At 50.9% G+C, this 15,634-nt stretch carries 12 protein-coding genes and 1 pseudogene; 9 read left to right on the top strand and 4 right to left on the bottom strand.

Going from position 1 to position 15,634, the window contains the following annotated elements; all coding sequences use genetic code 11:
* The first annotated feature begins 87 nt into the window (after nucleotides 1–87).
* A complete protein-coding gene (locus MYS68_RS25945; protein ID WP_248928624.1) occupies nucleotides 88–1,281 on the top strand; it encodes a hypothetical protein in 1,194 nt (397 codons plus the stop codon).
* A gap of 1,009 nt (nucleotides 1,282–2,290) precedes the next feature.
* Here the strand turns inward: MYS68_RS25945 and MYS68_RS25940 are convergent.
* The gene (locus MYS68_RS25940) at nucleotides 2,291–2,626 is read right to left on the bottom strand and encodes a hypothetical protein (protein ID WP_248928623.1); all 336 of its coding nucleotides are present in this window, start codon (nucleotides 2,624–2,626) and stop codon (nucleotides 2,291–2,293) included.
* A 146-nt stretch (nucleotides 2,627–2,772) separates the two neighbouring features.
* On the opposite strand from MYS68_RS25940, the gene MYS68_RS25935 reads away from it, so the two are divergent.
* Nucleotides 2,773–3,996 (top strand): MFS transporter, encoded by a 1,224-nt coding sequence (locus MYS68_RS25935; protein WP_248928622.1) that lies wholly within the window; start codon nucleotides 2,773–2,775, stop codon nucleotides 3,994–3,996.
* A gap of 5 nt (nucleotides 3,997–4,001) precedes the next feature.
* Nucleotides 4,002–5,414: an MATE family efflux transporter gene (locus tag MYS68_RS25930; protein ID WP_248928621.1), complete on the top strand. Its 1,413-nt coding sequence runs from the start codon at nucleotides 4,002–4,004 to the stop codon at nucleotides 5,412–5,414.
* A gap of 44 nt (nucleotides 5,415–5,458) precedes the next feature.
* Here MYS68_RS25930 and MYS68_RS38630 read toward each other — a convergent pair whose 3' ends face one another.
* Both MYS68_RS38630 and MYS68_RS38625 read right to left on the bottom strand, forming a co-directional pair.
* Nucleotides 5,459–5,641 (bottom strand): VOC family protein, encoded by a 183-nt coding sequence (locus tag MYS68_RS38630; protein WP_338043617.1) that lies wholly within the window; start codon nucleotides 5,639–5,641, stop codon nucleotides 5,459–5,461.
* Between the two features lie 67 nt (nucleotides 5,642–5,708).
* Nucleotides 5,709–5,828, bottom strand: a pseudogene (locus tag MYS68_RS38625) (VOC family protein); the annotation flags it as partial.
* A gap of 179 nt (nucleotides 5,829–6,007) precedes the next feature.
* On the opposite strand from MYS68_RS38625, the gene MYS68_RS25920 reads away from it, so the two are divergent.
* The 3 genes from MYS68_RS25920 (at nucleotide 6,008) to MYS68_RS25910 (ending at nucleotide 9,563) form a co-directional block, all read left to right on the top strand.
* Nucleotides 6,008–6,916 carry an NUDIX hydrolase gene (locus MYS68_RS25920; protein ID WP_248928620.1) on the top strand — a complete coding sequence of 303 codons (909 nt, stop codon included), beginning with the start codon at nucleotides 6,008–6,010 and terminating at the stop codon, nucleotides 6,914–6,916.
* A 43-nt stretch (nucleotides 6,917–6,959) separates the two neighbouring features.
* A complete protein-coding gene (locus MYS68_RS25915; RefSeq protein ID WP_248928619.1) occupies nucleotides 6,960–7,859 on the top strand; it encodes an ADP-ribosylglycohydrolase family protein in 900 nt (299 codons plus the stop codon).
* A gap of 285 nt (nucleotides 7,860–8,144) precedes the next feature.
* Nucleotides 8,145–9,563 (top strand): RtcB family protein, encoded by a 1,419-nt coding sequence (locus tag MYS68_RS25910; RefSeq protein ID WP_248928618.1) that lies wholly within the window; start codon nucleotides 8,145–8,147, stop codon nucleotides 9,561–9,563.
* 236 nt (nucleotides 9,564–9,799) lie between these two features.
* Here the strand turns inward: MYS68_RS25910 and MYS68_RS25905 are convergent, their stop codons facing one another.
* A complete protein-coding gene (locus tag MYS68_RS25905; RefSeq protein WP_248928617.1) occupies nucleotides 9,800–10,210 on the bottom strand; it encodes an NUDIX hydrolase in 411 nt (136 codons plus the stop codon).
* A 202-nt stretch (nucleotides 10,211–10,412) separates the two neighbouring features.
* Between MYS68_RS25905 and MYS68_RS25900 the strand changes: the two genes are divergently transcribed.
* The 3 genes from MYS68_RS25900 (at nucleotide 10,413) to MYS68_RS25890 (ending at nucleotide 15,530) form a co-directional block, all read left to right on the top strand.
* Nucleotides 10,413–12,236 (top strand): sensor histidine kinase, encoded by a 1,824-nt coding sequence (locus tag MYS68_RS25900; RefSeq protein WP_248928616.1) that lies wholly within the window; start codon nucleotides 10,413–10,415, stop codon nucleotides 12,234–12,236.
* Nucleotides 12,223–13,578: a response regulator gene (locus tag MYS68_RS25895; RefSeq protein ID WP_248928615.1), complete on the top strand. Its 1,356-nt coding sequence runs from the start codon at nucleotides 12,223–12,225 to the stop codon at nucleotides 13,576–13,578. Before MYS68_RS25900 ends, MYS68_RS25895 begins: the two co-directional genes overlap by 14 nt.
* Before the next feature lie 95 nt (nucleotides 13,579–13,673).
* Nucleotides 13,674–15,530: an IS1634 family transposase gene (locus tag MYS68_RS25890; RefSeq protein WP_248928614.1), complete on the top strand. Its 1,857-nt coding sequence runs from the start codon at nucleotides 13,674–13,676 to the stop codon at nucleotides 15,528–15,530.
* Nucleotides 15,531–15,634: the final 104 nt, after the last annotated feature.

The following is a 15,634-nucleotide window of genomic DNA, read 5'->3' as shown; positions in this document are numbered from 1 at the left end:
AATAAAAGGGAATAATGGACTATTCTATATTTTATCCAAATATGGTAGATTATAGTAGTGTTATAAAATAAATTTTGGAGGTAAGTTATGAAAAAATTTAAAGTTCTTTCTTGCGCTATCGCGACTACGTTGTGCCTTACCATGGCACCTACTGCTTTTGCAGGAACAGCAACAAAAGCTCTTAGCGTGAATACTGATCCATCAGATTGGGATAGGCCTAATGCGGGAAATTTCGTTGCTTCTTACAGCGCGGGAGACAATTATATTTATACGGCACTGGAAGGCATTTACTGGTCTCCAGCACAAATAGACAATTACGAAAAAGCATATGGTAGATATCTTACCCTTGATCTGAAGGAAGACGGAACCACTCATTCCCTTAACGGATATTCCGCCACTACGACTCTACCCGATCCTAAATTCGACTTCGAAGATGACCAGGAAGATGAATCTAGTACAACACCGGGATATGGAAGAAACGAGGAAGTTGAAGTTGTAAGCCGTGGAGCTTTGAGTGACTGGACACGCTACAACTATACTGCGAATTTTAGAATACTAAACTCATCAGCTAATCCATACTTAATCACTTATGCCTCTCAAAGTATCCCTCCTTTATACCCTGGCGGAGACTATAACAACGTTCCAGGTGTAAATACGACAGGTCCTGCTTTGCAAGGCGAATATTTTAACAATTTTAAAACAAGCAATGTATCCTCATCAAATTCTACAAAAGCGGCAAAAACAGTAGGTATTTTGTCAAATAAAGTAGAAGTTGATACCCATTCTAAGTCAAAGAAGGCTAAAGTTAGTAAAGCTTACGATGATATTACGAACAGAAAACAATTGGAAGATTATAAAAAGAAACACAGAGATCTTCTAGATAAAAAGACGAGTAAAAAAGATAATAGGAACCAAAAAGTAAAGGAGGAGTTCACGGTTACCTTTAATACCCCGGTAACTGCCAAAAAGATCAAAGAAACTATTTCCAAGCATAATCTCAAAGCATCTGTAATATATGCCCGTGGTATTAATAATCTTGGTGAACGTGTAACTATTGCTACCACAGAACTTACTGATGAATCTTTAAACAAAATCATCAATAGCAAGGATTATTCCTTCAAAGGATTCATTGAAATTGAGGGAGAAGGCTCTGTTGCTGATTTAAATAATGTACAAAACGATGCAGAGGTTTACGCAGTAGAAACAGCAGATACTGAAAGCACTGAGCATGACATTCGTCCTATGGGTCTCTCTTGGAAACTTGAAGAACTTAATAAGTGATATTTAAACGGAAGGCGCATCACGATGTGGTGCGCCTTTCGTCATGGAAGTGTAAGAAATTATCATGTAGAATAAATTTAGGAAGTAATGAGGAGGAGAGATATGAAAAAGTTGATAACGTATTCTTGTTCACTCGGGATCGCATCAATTATATTAGCTTCGTGTTATAAGTTAAATGTTTTTGATTTTTCCTTTTTAGGAATGGAACAAGGTTCGGAAGATGGTTATGTTAGGCGATGGGCTAACGTAGGTCTTCTACTAGGGGTACTCGTATCGATTTTGACTATATCTCTTCTTTACAAAAATGTAATATTAAAAAAAATAATAGCCGTAGTTTTACTTATATTTGGGGTAGCATCTATCATTATACAGGGACCACCTATATTTTGGTGGACACTTACGGGAATCGCGAAACATGAGTATCTACTAATTGACTTGCTACATATAATCGTGCTTGTGCTGTCTGTTACATTAATAGTTCATATTTGTTACGCTTTTAAATATAACAAATGGGAAAGAACAAATGGAGAACCCTGAGCTCGAAGTTCCTCGCTTTGATTCGAAGGGATGGCAGCGGAAGCCGTTGCCTGCGTTTCCATACAAACCATATATCGAAAGATTATACCTCCGTGTTATGTTGGATACGGAGGTATTTTTATGCTTAATCAACCGATAAAATCGATGCTATTGCAGTCCTCTGCAGCCGCTCGAAATGATCGGGATCGTTTGTTCGGGTAGCTTAAGTGGGGGACGGTTTCCGCGTTCTGCTTCATTACGATTCCGGAAGAACCCGTATGGGAGATTCTTTATTTGAATGACGAATCCCTTCTTGGTCGTCCGAATAAAGAGACAATATTGAAAAGGAGAATCGACTCAATGTCCGGATCGTTTTGATTACAAGATGAAACGTTAGAGGAAGCCGTTTGTTGGGGTAACCCGGTGCCGTTTGTCCATCTGACCATGGGGTGCGCAGCCGAAGGCCTGCAACGATAAATAGCGCGGAAGTGAGCTAAGAAGAAGTTTGCGATTTGCCGATTTTTCCCAACAGTAACAAGATGCTTATAAAAAGATTTGCCAAAAAAACAACGCCGAGCAAAAACGTTTGGGGAGCAAACAAACCGCCTGCGAGCGGAAAAGAAACGAACGAAGCGATAAAACCAAACATGCTCATTCTGGTTAGTACGGCTATTGTCGAGATGATGCAGGACAAGACCGGTATCCAGGAGAGGCCTTTTACGCCAAGCATATTCAGTTGATAGACCATATAAACGGATGCGGCGATGCCGATACAATAAAAAGCGACTGCCATGTAATAGGCTGCTTTATTGGATAATGGAACGTTCAACGCCTTACCTCTTCGCCTTACGGCTCAAACCTGCGAATGTTAATTTTTTGTAAGCATAATCCGCTCATCCGTGGTAAAGTAAGGACGAGAACCTTTTCTACTCTTCCACGTGATTGTGCTAACCATAGAAAGGTCGTGAGCGGATTTTGTTACCTTCCGAAAGTCCATCCGTCATTCGCCTGCCGTCTTTCGCCAAAGCATGGGCGGCCCGCATCTTGTCGACGACTTCGTTCCAGATGCTGTCGGTGGCGATCGGATGGCAAATGTACGTGCTGACGGACGATGCTTTCAGTCTCGGGCTTGTCGGACTGGCCCAGTTTGTGCCGATGCTGCTGCTGACGCTGCTGGTGGGGCATGCGGCGGACCGGTTCGACCGGCGAAAAATCGTGCTCATCTGCCAGCTGTGCGAAGGGGCCGTCGCTGCGTTTCTCGTCGTCGGCAACCATGCCGGCTGGCTCGGGCGCGAGCAAATTTTGCTGGCCGCCGCCGTGATCGGCGCCTGTCGCGCCTTCGAAGGGCCGACGTTGTCCGCGCTCGTGCCGGAGCTGGTGCCGAAGGAGCTGCTCCAGCAGGCGTCCGCCTGGTCGGCGTCGGCCGGGCAAACGGCGCAGATCCTTGGCCCGACGCTGGGCGGGCTGCTCTTTGCGCTCGGGCCGTCGACGGTGTACGTCACGTCGGCGGTGGCGCTTGCGGCGGCGGCCGCTCTGATCGGCTGGGTCCGCATGGAACGGAGCGAACGAAGGGTGGAGCCGATGTCGCTGCGCTCCCTGTTTTCCGGACTCGCCTTCGTCATTCGCCATAAGGTGATCCTGGGCACGATATCGCTCGATCTGTTTGCGGTACTCTTGGGCGGAGCGACGGCGCTTTTGCCGATTTTTGCGCGGGATATTTTACATACGGGGCCTTGGGGGCTCGGACTGCTGCGTACGGCGCCGGCGGTCGGGGCTTTGCTTATGTCGCTCGTGCTCGCGCATTATCCGCTGAGAAGGGCGCTCGGACCGACCTTGTTCGGGGCCTTGGGGGTTTTCGGAGCGTCGACGATCCTTTTTGCGCTTTCGACGAGCCTGTACGTGTCGCTGATCGCGTTGTTTTTGATCGGCGCCTCGGACGTGATCAGCGTCGTGATCCGCTCTACGCTGGTGCAGCTGAATACGCCGAACGAGATGCGGGGCCGGGTGAATGCGGTCAACTCGCTGTTCATCGGCACCTCCAACCAGCTCGGCGAATTCGAGTCGGGCATGATGGCCGGGCTTCTCGGAGCCGTTAACGCCACGTTCATCGGCGGCATCGGAACGATTGCGGTGGCCGGTCTGTGGATGTATGTATTCCCGTCGCTCCGGCGGCTGCGCACTTTTTCGGATGACAGGTGACGGCTATGGGATCATCCAATACTAAAACCCGAATGCATGCGTTGTTGGAAAAATACTTTTCCGGAGAGTCGATCGACTACCGGCAAATCGTATCTTTGTTTACGCCGATTTTGGTGGACCAGGCTTTCCTGGTATGCCTCAGTCTGGTGAACACCGCCATGATCAGCTCGTCGGGTGTGGCGGCGGTCAGCGCGGTCAATATGGTCGACTCGGTCAATATTTTTCTGATCAACGTCTTTGTCGCCGTGGCGACCGGGGGAACGGTCGTTGTGGCGCAGTATAAAGGAAGCGGCAACGATTCCATGGTGACCAAGGCCGCCTCCAGCACGATTTCCGCCGTCACGTTGTTTGCGCTGTGCATCAGCGTGCTCATCGTGCTCTTTTTCCATCCGATTCTAAAGCTGCTGTTCGGATCGGCGGAGGCGGACGTATTTGATCATGCCGGAGTTTATCTCGTGGGCAACGGCATCTCGTTTGTCGGCATTGCGATCAAAGAAGCGATCAGCGGCGCGCTTCGCGGCATCGGCAAGACGAAGGTAACCTTGACGCTGTCTTTGATCATGAACTTTTCCTATGTGTTTTTAAACGTCGTCTTCATCAACGTGCTGGATATGGGCGTGCTTGGCATGACCGTGGCGGTGAATGTTTCCCGTTATTTGGCCGCTATCTGCGCGATTTATTATCTCGTCCGGTTGGACGACAGCCTGCGATTCCGCATTCGGGACGCCTTTTATCTCAATATGGCGATGTTCAAAAAAATATTGTTCGTCGGCTTGCCCTTCGCCGCGGAGCAGATGTTTTTTAATGGGGGCAAAATTTTGACCCAAATTTTCATCGTCAGCCTGGGCACTTATGCTATCGCGGTCAATGCGATCGGCTCGACCTTTGCGATGGTGTACCAGATTGCGCCGGCCGCGTTATCGACGACGACGGTCACGGTGGTCGGGCAGTGCATCGGCAGGGGAAATATCCGGGATGCGCGGAAATTCACGAAGTCGTTTCTGTGGCTGGCGTCCGTTTCTTTTGTCCTGATGACCGCGATTCTCCTTCCGCTGTACAGGCCGCTTGTCGGGCTGTTCCACCCGCCGGAAGAGATTGTGGACGAGCTTTTCACGCTGACCTTGATCAACGCGATCGCTCAAATCCCGCTCTGGCCGATCAGCTTCCTGCTGCCGGCGGCGCTGCGGGCGGCGGGCGATTCCCGGTTCACTTCAATGATGTCGATGCTGTCGATGTGGCTGTTCCGGGTCGTGCTCGGATATGTGTTCGGTATCGTTCTTAGGCTCGGTGTGATCGGGGTTTGGCTTGCGATGCAGCTCGAATGGGGCGTGCGGGGCACGATCTTTTTGCTGCGTTTTCGTGGGGAGAAGTGGTACAGGCACCGGCTGGTCGAGCCGGAGGGCGAGGAAGGAAAATAAAAGCGGATGGGAGCTTCCCTTGGGGGGTATCCCCATCCGCTTTTTTATGGATGGCTACCCTTATACGCCTGCAATAAAGCGTTTATGTCAATTTTGCTTTTCGTTTGGAGCAAAGCTTTAGTTACTCTTTCCGACTTTTTCGGGTCGGTGTCGCTGATCATTTCGGATAAATTGGCAGGGATAATTTGCCACGATACGCCGAACTTGTCCTTCAGCCAGCCGCACACCTGAGCTTTTTATCTCCACCTTCTGGAGTATCTCCCAATAATAGTCCAATTCTTCTTGATCCTCGCAATGAATGATAAACGAAATGGCTTCGTTGAATTTGAAATGCGGACCGCCGTTTAACGCGACGAATTGCTGTCCGTCCAGCTCAAATTCAACGGTCATTACGCTTCCTTCCGGAATTCCCAGCCTTTCATGCCCGCCTTTGCCATAACGCGTGATTCGTCCGATCCTTGAATTTTCAAGCTGAAGATCCCTCCAACTTTTGCCTCCGCGAGTATTGACAAATTACCGAGTAACCGATATATAATAACAAGTAGATATTAACAAAATGATAATAACAAATTATGTGTATCGGGTGATAAATGATGACGGATCTATCGGTGCTCCGTGACCGGAATGGACTGACCGAGAAGGAGTACTTACAGTCGTATGATGCAAGTATCTATGAACGTCCTTCCGTTACGGTGGATATGCTTATTTTTACCGTTATGGATAAAGAGCAGGATAACTACAGGAAGCTTTCGGAAAAATCGTTGCAGCTGCTGCTTATCAAGAGGGGGGAGCACCCGTTTCTTGGCCGGTGGGCATTGCCCGGAGGGTTCGTGTCCGTTCACGAAAGTATTGATGATGCTGCGCAGCGCGAATTGAAGAGCGAAACCAACATCGACAATGTGTACATGGAGCAATTATTTACGTGGGGAGACGTCAATCGCGATCCGCGAACGCGGGTCATTAGCTGCTCTTACATGGCTCTTGCGGATCGAACTGAAATGGATATTCAGGCCGGGGATGACGCGGAAGATGCGAAGTGGTTCGAAGTAACATACGAGGTGTTTCAAGAGAAAAAAACCAACTTGAGTGAAGGCCGTGAAATCGAGAAACTCGTGAAAATCGCCCTTCAGAACGAATCCGAGATATTGACTGCCACCGTAAAAATCGTACAGACCACCGTCGGTCGTTCATCGAGAATAAGCCGCGAGATCGTAGAGTCGCAGGGGCTTGCATTCGATCATGCGAAAATTATCGAATACGGCATTGAGCGCCTGCGAAACAAGATTGAATATACGGATATCGCCTTTAATCTGATGCCGCCGCTATTCACTTTATCCGAGCTTCAGCAGGTTTACGAGGTGATACTGGGAAAAGAGCTTTTGGCGGCGGCGTTCCGAAGAAAAATTGCAGCAATGGTGACGGAAACGAATGAATTTACAAAGGATGCGGGGCATCGTCCGTCCAAGTTGTACCGTTTTAACCCGAATTGGAACCGAAACTGAATCGCGAGAGGAATGAGAGATGATGTTTCAAAGGAGCGATCGAATGAACCTCTACACCAAAATCAAAGGCGGGCTTTATGGCGTAGCTGTCGGGGATGCGCTGGGCGGGACGACGGAGTTTATGACCCGCAAAGAAATTCAGCAAACTCACGGTTACCTCACAAAAATGATCGGTGGAGGGGTTTGGGACCTGACGCCGGGGGAAGTGACCGACGATACGATGATGACGTTGTGTGTAGCCGAAGGAATCCTCGAGAATCCCCACAATCCTATGACGGCTATTGGCGAAAGGTTTCTTGAGTGGTATCGATCGAATCCCAAAGATATTGGGAATATCATTCGCAGAGTACTTGGCACCTATAAGGGAAATTGGTATGAGGCCGCTTTTCTCGCAGATCTGGATCTGGGGCAAAGCGCCGGAAACGGGTCGCTCATGCGTTGTCTCCCCGTCGGGTTAATATATCCCAATGTCACGGATATTGAAAAGATATCTCGCATGCAGTCGAAAATGACACACTATGACGAGCGGTGCAATCAAGCCTGCGAAATATACAATCGAATCGTCTTTAGACTTTTAAACGGCGAGTCGTTAGCCAACGCTATCGGGAGTGAAATTGCGGATACGGAATACGAGGATTTGCTCGAAGATGAACCTGCCTGTGAACCGAGCGGCTTTGTCGTTCATACGTTTCGTTGGGTGCTTCACATCCTGCTTACGAGCGGATCGTTCACTGAAGCCGTTCAACGGGCGGCAAATGTCGGAGGAGATACCGATACGATCGCCGCAATTACAGGCGGGATAGCCGGCGTTTATTACGGATTCGAAAGCATCCCCCGCGAGTACTCGGACGTTATTTTGATCAAAGAGCGGTTGGACCGACTGACGGAGCGGATCATAGAGACAAGGGAAGCCATGATAAATGATCTGTCCGAACAGGAGTAATCGTTTTTACTCAATCTTTCCTCCCGAAGCTTATTGACGACCAGAGGCTGCAGCAAGTAAGATGTTGGTAATTCAATGAAAAGGAGGCCGATGACAATGATTTGCATTCAAAACCTATACCACGACAACTGCAAAAAGCTTCATTCCATCGGTCTCAGCGGACGTATGACGGCCAAATAGGGGGAATTGCGCGCCTATTTGCTTTGTTTACCAGTCGGCCATGGACGATGCGGGTCTATGGCTTTTTTTGCGTTCAAAAAAAATCGGAGAGGAAAGAAATCGTTTATGATAGAACAATTTTACCGGCAAGTACAGCTCCCCTCGGGGGTTGTGCATGTGTATGCAGGCGAGGACCTGTTTAAATCGTTGGATTACAAAGTGTTCGAGATGGCAAACAACAACCTGCAAATTCCGAACCAAGTGTATATGAGTTATACCCCCGACGTGCATGTTGGCGTAGGGACGTGCATCGGTACTACGGCGGTGTGGAACACCTCTGGCGGCTACGTATCGCCTTCGATCGTCGGGAGCGATATCGGCTGCGGCATGAGGGTTCATTTAACCAACCTGCATAAGGATGAGCTGAAGGACGTAAAGCTGCGGCGCAAGCTGGTCAAGGCGATTGAAAAATATTTGCCGATTGAGGACCATGCGAGGGGGCATTTCTCGGACATTCGGCTGGAGCATGTGGTGAAAAAAGGGCTTCACGGGCTGCCGAAAAAATATATCCCGGACGGCTACACGCCGCGCAAGGCGACGTCGCTGACCCATGTGGAGCGGAGCAAATTCCATCTGGACGAAGAGGCGCTGGACCTGTTCCCGGAGCAGGTGTGGCACCGTTCGCACCGCCAGCTTGGAACGCTGGGCAACGGCAACCATTTTGTCGAGATTCAGTCCGTTGAAATTGCCGAAGAACGGCGGGAGATTGCCGGGAAATGGGGAATGTTCGACGGGCAGGCGGCGGTTATGATCCACTCGGGATCACGGGCGTGGGGCGGCTCCGTCAGCCAATACTGCGGCAGTCTCTTGGCGAAAATGATGCGTGCGGAAGGGCTCGGCACGGCTGACCCGAAGCTGCTGTTCGCTCCGCTCGAACATCCGCTGGCCCGGAAGTACGTGAATCTGATGTACTCCGCTTTGAATTACGCCGTCGTGAACCGGCATCTTATTGCCTACGCCGTCCGGGAGGCGGGCAAAGACGTATTCGGCCATAAATTCGAGATGACGACGTTATACGATCTTATGCATAACTACGCATGGGAAGAGGAGCATGAAGGACAGTCCTTTTTCGTCCATCGAAAAGGAGCTACCCGGGCGCTCCCGCCGGGCCACCCGGACAATCCGGAGCCGTATGTGGAAACGGGGCATCCCGCGTTGATCCCGGGTTCGATGGGGACCGCTTCCTACATCATGGTAGGAGCTCCCGGCGGAAGGGACAATTTTTATTCCATCTGTCATGGGGCAGGACGAATCCGCTCGCGCAGCGCGACGAAGAAATTGGTAACGCTGAACGAGTTTTCGTCATCGCTGAAAGTCGGAACGGACGAGGAGATCGTGGTCAACCAGAAATCGTTGGAATCGATTTTGGATGAATCGCCGCAAGCTTATAAGGATGTGGATCAAATTATCGATAGCGTCGTCGGGGCGGGTTTGGCTCATGTTGTGGCCAAGTGCAAGCCGATGGCGACGGTGAAAGGCGCTTAAAGTTGTTGCAGATGTAGTCATGCTCGCTGAATTGAACAGATCTGGACGTGTGGAAGGGAACGGGCTATTTCCGCATCGGGGCATCCGATTGGTGGCAGCTCCGGCGTTCAGTCGCCGAAAACACGCAGAGGGATTTTAGTCTGAAAGTATGGGGTCAACCGCTTCGGTTGACCCTTTTTCCATTCGAATTGGAATTCCGGTTGTATAGAAAGCCGGTCCATCGGTCTTGAAGGTCCTTACAAATAAGGCGCAATCCGCTTCATCTCGCGGAGCCGGTCGAAAATGATCTTGTTCACCGCGGACACACGCTCCCGGTCCTCGTAGGTTAACCAAGCGATTTCGGCGATTTCGGAAGCCGGGGACAGCTCCCCTGAGTAATCGGCGGTGTAACAAGTCATGCGCACAAGCTGCCCCTCCGGCTTGCCGTCCGCCTGCGCCTCGAAAGTGCCGAAGTACTCGATCGTTTCCTTTTTCAGCCGAACGGTCAGCTCCTCCTCGATTTCCCGCAGAAGTGTTTCCGTATCCGTTTTCCCCGTTTCCCGTTTTCCTCCCGGAAAATAAAAAGCGGTTTTCCCCACGGACCGCGCTCCCAAGATACGGCCGTCGATTATGTGAATCCAGGCGATTTTATCGATGACAGCGGACATAATGATTTCCTCCCGATACGGTTTCCCAAATGTTCCTTCCATTTTAGCAAATTTGACATCAAATAATAAAGTTTTTGCGATATTCAAAGATCCCCCTTAGGACCGCCGATGGTCGGGAATTCAGGCGAAGCTTAATACTCTGATAATAAAACATGCTTACAATAATTAGACCAAGGCTCATGATTACGCAGGGAGGAAAGGCATGGAGGTTGTATCCAGGCTGTTTGTCAGCATTAACCGCAGCTTCAAGATCAAGCTTATTCTCAGCTTGTCGTGCATCATCCTGCTCTCCTCCGGCATTGCCGGTTATTTGACCTACCAAAACAGCATGGATCTGCTTAAGGATGAGATCGGCAAGCAGTATTTACGCACGAATGAAGATGCTATGGCGAAGCTGGAGTTGAATGTCCAGGAAATTTATCGCATATCGCAAGCGATCGTATTTAATCCTTTGATTGAAAACAGAATCAAGAGCATTGACGCCATGACATCGGTCGGAGACCCGTACGCGCTGTATGCCGACAAGAAGCAGATCGAAGATCAGCTGTATCAAATCAAACTGGACGCCCCCTACATCACGGGCATGTATTTGTACGACCTGAAAGGAATCCCTTCCTATTTCAGCTTCAATACTTCCGTCATCAAGCCGCTCGACAGGGACGTTTACGCGAAGATTCGCTCCCGAATCAACGAAACCTCCGGGGACCTGTTATGGATGAGCCTGCCCTTGCCGAGCTCCATGGAACCCAGCGGTTATCGCCAGTCGGTCATCGCCGCCCGCTTGATGAAGAACAGCCTGCTGCAAACCTACGGTATGCTGGTCATCACCATCGACGAATCCTTTTTCGCCAAGTCGTTCAAGGGGCTGCTGAAGGACGATGCGGACGAAGTATTTTTATACAACCCCGTTCACGAACTCATTTACAGCAGCACTTCCTGGGGTGCGGAAATACTCCCTGATCTTCAGGATGCAAATGATGCCGGAGGGTTGTACTTTGTCAATGACCAGATCTATGCGCAGAGCCGTTCTGCGGCGTATTCCTTTCAACTGCTCAGTGCAACGTCGCTTGAGGGCGTTCATCAGAAAAACCGGAGCATTTCCCGGCAAATCGTATATTCGGGTTTGATCAGCGTGATGCTCAGCAGCGTTCTCATCGTGCTGTCTACGGGAAACTTGCTGCGGCCGCTGAAGCAGCTCGTGAAGGGGCTGCACAAGGTGCGCAACGGCGATTTCAAAACCCGCATTGTCGTTAGTACGAAAGACGAGCTTGCTTACATCGGGGATAGCTTCAATGCGATGACGGAGCAGGTGGAGAGGCTGATCCGGGAGGTTTATGCGACGCAGCTCAGCGAGCGGGAAGCGCAGCTGCAGTCGATTCAGGCTCAGCTGAACCCGCATTTTCTGCACAATTTGTTTAACGAAATTTATTGGAAGCTGATCCTGCAAAATCAAAAAGAAACGGCGGCGCTGATCAAATCGGTTTCCGAGACGATGAACTACTCGCTGATGCCGGTGCGCTCGTTCACAACCGTGCGGGAAGAGCTGGAGCATCTCAAGCATTATTTGAAGCTGCAGGCCGAGCTGTTCGAATCGGATCTGCAGATAAGCATCCGGATTGACGAAGATGCGATGGACGGAATCATGCTGCGTTTTCTTCTGCAGCCGCTCGTGGAGAACGTATTCGTACATGCCTTTCGCAACAAAACCGCGGATAAAGCATTCGGGCTGAGGGTGTGGAAAGCGGAGGGGGAGCTGAAGATCGAAGTGTCCGACAACGGGGATGGTATCGATGAAGAGCGGTTGTCCCAAATAATGAACTCGGATTACGGCGGTATGCCGGTTCGCCAAAGGGCGCAAAGACGCGAAAGCCTCGGGATTCGGAGCGTTCGCAAGCGTATTGAATTGGTGTACGGACCGCCCTACGGTCTTCACATCGAATCCGCCCCCGATGCGGGGACAAGGATAAGGCTTAGCTTGCCGTATGAAGAATATCGAAGCGGAGGTGAAGAAGTTGCCGGCAGGTAAAATTCTGATCGTGGAGGATCAGCCCAATTTTCGCAAAGGATTGGTAAAGATCATTCAGGAAGGGCAATACGGGTGGAGCGTGGCGGGCGAGGCTGCGAACGGCTCGGATGCGCTGGACATGCTGGAGCGGGTACATCCTGATCTGGTGCTGACCGATATTCGAATGCCGAGGATGAACGGTATCGATTTTATTGCGGAAGCGCGGCTGCGCCATCCCGAGCTGCTTTTTATTTTTCTGACGGCCTACAAAAATTTCGAATACGCCCAATCGGCCGTCAAGATGGGGGCGCTGGATTACTTGGTCAAGCCTTGTACGGAGGAAGAGGTCGGCAAGGTTTTGCTCAAGGCGTCCGATTATTATGGCAAACAAAAGGCGAAGCGGCAAAGCGAGTCGATCCTAAAGCGGCGGGAACAGGTTCAGGCGTTAAGGGCGGCCTTGCTGAACCTCCCCTGCGAACAAGAAGCTTTGATCCAGCTGGACGAAATATTGTCCGGCAAGGAGCTCTGGCTGTTCCGCTTGAGCGTGCAGCCGGATCCTTATGTGGTGAGCGAGGAAAGGAACCGGGATGAGGCGCTGGCGTCGGCGATCGCCCTAACTGAGCAGCGGATACAACAGGCAGATCCTGAGGCGCTGCTGGCAGCGGTGGAGCACAACCGGTTTCTGCTGGCCGCTTCACCGCAACTGACGGAACAATTCCTGCGGGAGGCGATGGATACGATAAAGGAGCTTGCTCCGCACGTGCAGATTCGTCTCATTAGAGTAGGTCAGGCGCCCCGGGTTAAGCATTTGGCGGGAATTTATGCGCGGGTGAACAAGATGGCGGAACTGGAGGAAGGTAAGTCAGGCGGTATTCTGCCAGCGGATCCAATTTCAGGGAGGGCGGCAGTTCCTTTTATCGACCGGGAAGTGGTTCAGCAGCTTGGAGACCAGTTGGCGAATACGATCGCCCTTGGCCGCACCGACCGGCTGCGTGAGCTTCTGGATAAGCTGACTGTGCCGGCAGCCTCCATGAGCGCCGCAGGGAGCGGCAGCTTGATTGAACAGGCCACCGCTTATATCGAAGCGAACTACAAGGGGGATTGCCGGCTTGTAGACGTTGCTGCCCACGTGCGGTTAAACCCCAGCTACTTCAGCGTCTGGTTCAAGAAGGAGACGGGGGAGAATTACACCCGCTTTCTGACCCGCGTGCGGATGGAGAAGGCCGCCGTCCTGCTTCGGAATACGGATTTAAAAATTGCCGAAATCGCCGATGCCGTCGGCTTCAACGAGCCTAACCCAACTTTCCGCGGTTTTTGCCCGATTTGGAGCAAAAACCGCTTTTTCGTACCCGAAACCCCTTGATCTTACTGGGGTCACTCTTCAAAGTCGCAAATGTAGTGACCTAATATATATTTAATGTATTTACTTTATTTTCGGTTTCTGCTATAGTTAAAGGTATGTTCATTCGTCAAACCTCTACCCAACACAAAAAATCGAATACCACGTACACCAAGCATCAATTGGTCGAGTCCTACCGTACCGGCAAAGGTCCGCGCCAACGGGTCATTATGGAACTAGGTACGCTCACGCTCCCCAAATCTCAGTGGCGCACGTTGGCTGCCGTTCTGGAAGCTCGTTTAGCCGGACAAGATTCTCTCCTGGCCGAAGAGCCTGCGATTGCCGAAGCGGCCGATGCGGCGATGAAGCATTACCGGTTCGTTCAAACCAAAGCCCAAGAAAAGCAACAACGGCACGAACAACGCGAACTGGTCACCGTGGATCTTCAGAGTATCGCTTCCTCCGAACACCGTTCACTCGGTCCGGAATTGGTCGCGCATACCTTTTGGGAGCGATTAGGATTGAACCGAATTCTGAAAGACTGTGGATTATCCACGCAGCAACAGGCGCTTGCTCAAGCGGTCGTGATCGGTCGGCTCGTTGCTCCTTCCAGCGATTTGGCGGCATGGCATTGGCTTCGCAACCAAACCGCCTTGTTGGAACTGTTGCCGACGGATCTTTCTCGCATCCGTAAAGATGCCATTTACGAGATCGCGGACGAACTGCTTGCCCACAAAGTTCGGATCGAGCAGGCGCTGCGCGACCAGGAAGCGCTCTTGTTTCCGAGCCGGACGACATTGTTTCTGTATGATTTGACCAACACGTATTTCGAGGGCCAGTGCAAGAACAATACGCTGGCCAAACGCGGCAAATCCAAAGAACAACGCGCTGACCGGCCGCTGGTGACGCTGGCGCTCGTGGTGGATCACCGGGGTTTTCCGATCTTTAGCCGCATTTATGGCGGCAACCAATCCGAACCGAAAACGCTGCCGGACATTCTGGATCGCCTGTACACACCGGAAGAACCGCATCTGTTTGCCCAAGAGCGGCCGACGATCGTCATGGATCGGGGGATTGCCACCAAGGACAATATCCAGTTGCTCAAATCCGGCGGTTATCCTTATCTGGTGGTCGAGCGCCGGGCTGTCGAGAAAGAGTATGTGCAGGAATTCGAACAGGCCAGAAACACATTCGAACCCATCGGCAATGACGTCACCTCCGAGACGGTTTTTGTCAAAAAAATCCCGTGGGAGAACGGCTCACGGGTACTCTGCCTGAGCGCCGGACGGGAACAGAAAGAACAAGCGATGGACGCGCTCAAGGAAGAGCGTTTCCTGCAGGACCTGGTCCGCTTACAGATGTCCGTTGCCAAAGGCAACATTCAACTTGTCGAAAAGGTTGGCGAACGGGTCGGTCGACTGAAAGAGCGATACCCGAGCATCGCTGCTCACTACGACATCGTACTGCAGCTCGATGAGGCAAAGAAGAAGGTGACGGCTGTCACTTACGTCAAGAAAGAAAGCCGCGCCAAACGTCAAACATTGACCGGTTGTTACGTGATTGAAACCAGTCATCAGGACTTGGCGGCGGCAGACATTTGGCGACTGTACACGACGCTTACGCAAGTCGAAGAAGCGTTTCGTTCGCTGAAGACGGATTTGGGTATGCGTCCTGTTTACCATCAGCAAAAGAGTCGGACGGAAGGTCACTTGTTTATTTCCGTGCTGGCGTATCACTTGCTCATAAGCATCGAGAAGACGCTCATCGAGCAAGATGATCACCGCCGTTGGTCAACGGTGCGCAACGTATTATCCACGCATCAACGCAGCACGATCATGCTCACCGATGCTCAGGACCAGATTCACCACATTCGGGTTTCGAGTTCGCCGGAAAGCGCTCATCAGGAAATCTATCGATTGCTCGATATCAAAGATCCGCTCAAACGCAAACATACGGTGGTTGCAAAAAGATTGTAGTGACCAATAAAATTTTGAATACCCAATCAAATCAAGGCTTCATCCGACTAATGGCGGAAAGTTGGGCTAATTATTTCACGAATACGTTCAGGCAGTATTACAGC

Source organism: Paenibacillus hamazuiensis (assembly GCF_023276405.1).
Taxonomy (GTDB): domain Bacteria; phylum Bacillota; class Bacilli; order Paenibacillales; family NBRC-103111; genus Paenibacillus_AF; species Paenibacillus_AF hamazuiensis.
This window is presented reverse-complemented; position numbering and strand designations above follow the sequence as displayed.

What these genes read in the sequence shown, in the direction of transcription:
- MYS68_RS25910 (WP_248928618.1), top strand. Translation starts at nt 8,145, where the DNA reads ATGATAGAACAATTTTACCGGCAAGTACAGCTCCCCTCGGGGGTTGTG.
- MYS68_RS25920 (WP_248928620.1), top strand. Translation starts at nt 6,008, where the DNA reads ATGACGGATCTATCGGTGCTCCGTGACCGGAATGGACTGACCGAGAAG.
- MYS68_RS25945 (WP_248928624.1), top strand. Translation starts at nt 88, where the DNA reads ATGAAAAAATTTAAAGTTCTTTCTTGCGCTATCGCGACTACGTTGTGC.
- MYS68_RS25905 (WP_248928617.1), bottom strand. Translation starts at nt 10,210, where the DNA reads ATGTCCGCTGTCATCGATAAAATCGCCTGGATTCACATAATCGACGGC.
- MYS68_RS25915 (WP_248928619.1), top strand. Translation starts at nt 6,960, where the DNA reads ATGAACCTCTACACCAAAATCAAAGGCGGGCTTTATGGCGTAGCTGTC.
- MYS68_RS25930 (WP_248928621.1), top strand. Translation starts at nt 4,002, where the DNA reads ATGGGATCATCCAATACTAAAACCCGAATGCATGCGTTGTTGGAAAAA.
- MYS68_RS25900 (WP_248928616.1), top strand. Translation starts at nt 10,413, where the DNA reads ATGGAGGTTGTATCCAGGCTGTTTGTCAGCATTAACCGCAGCTTCAAG.
- MYS68_RS25890 (WP_248928614.1), top strand. Translation starts at nt 13,674, where the DNA reads ATGTTCATTCGTCAAACCTCTACCCAACACAAAAAATCGAATACCACG.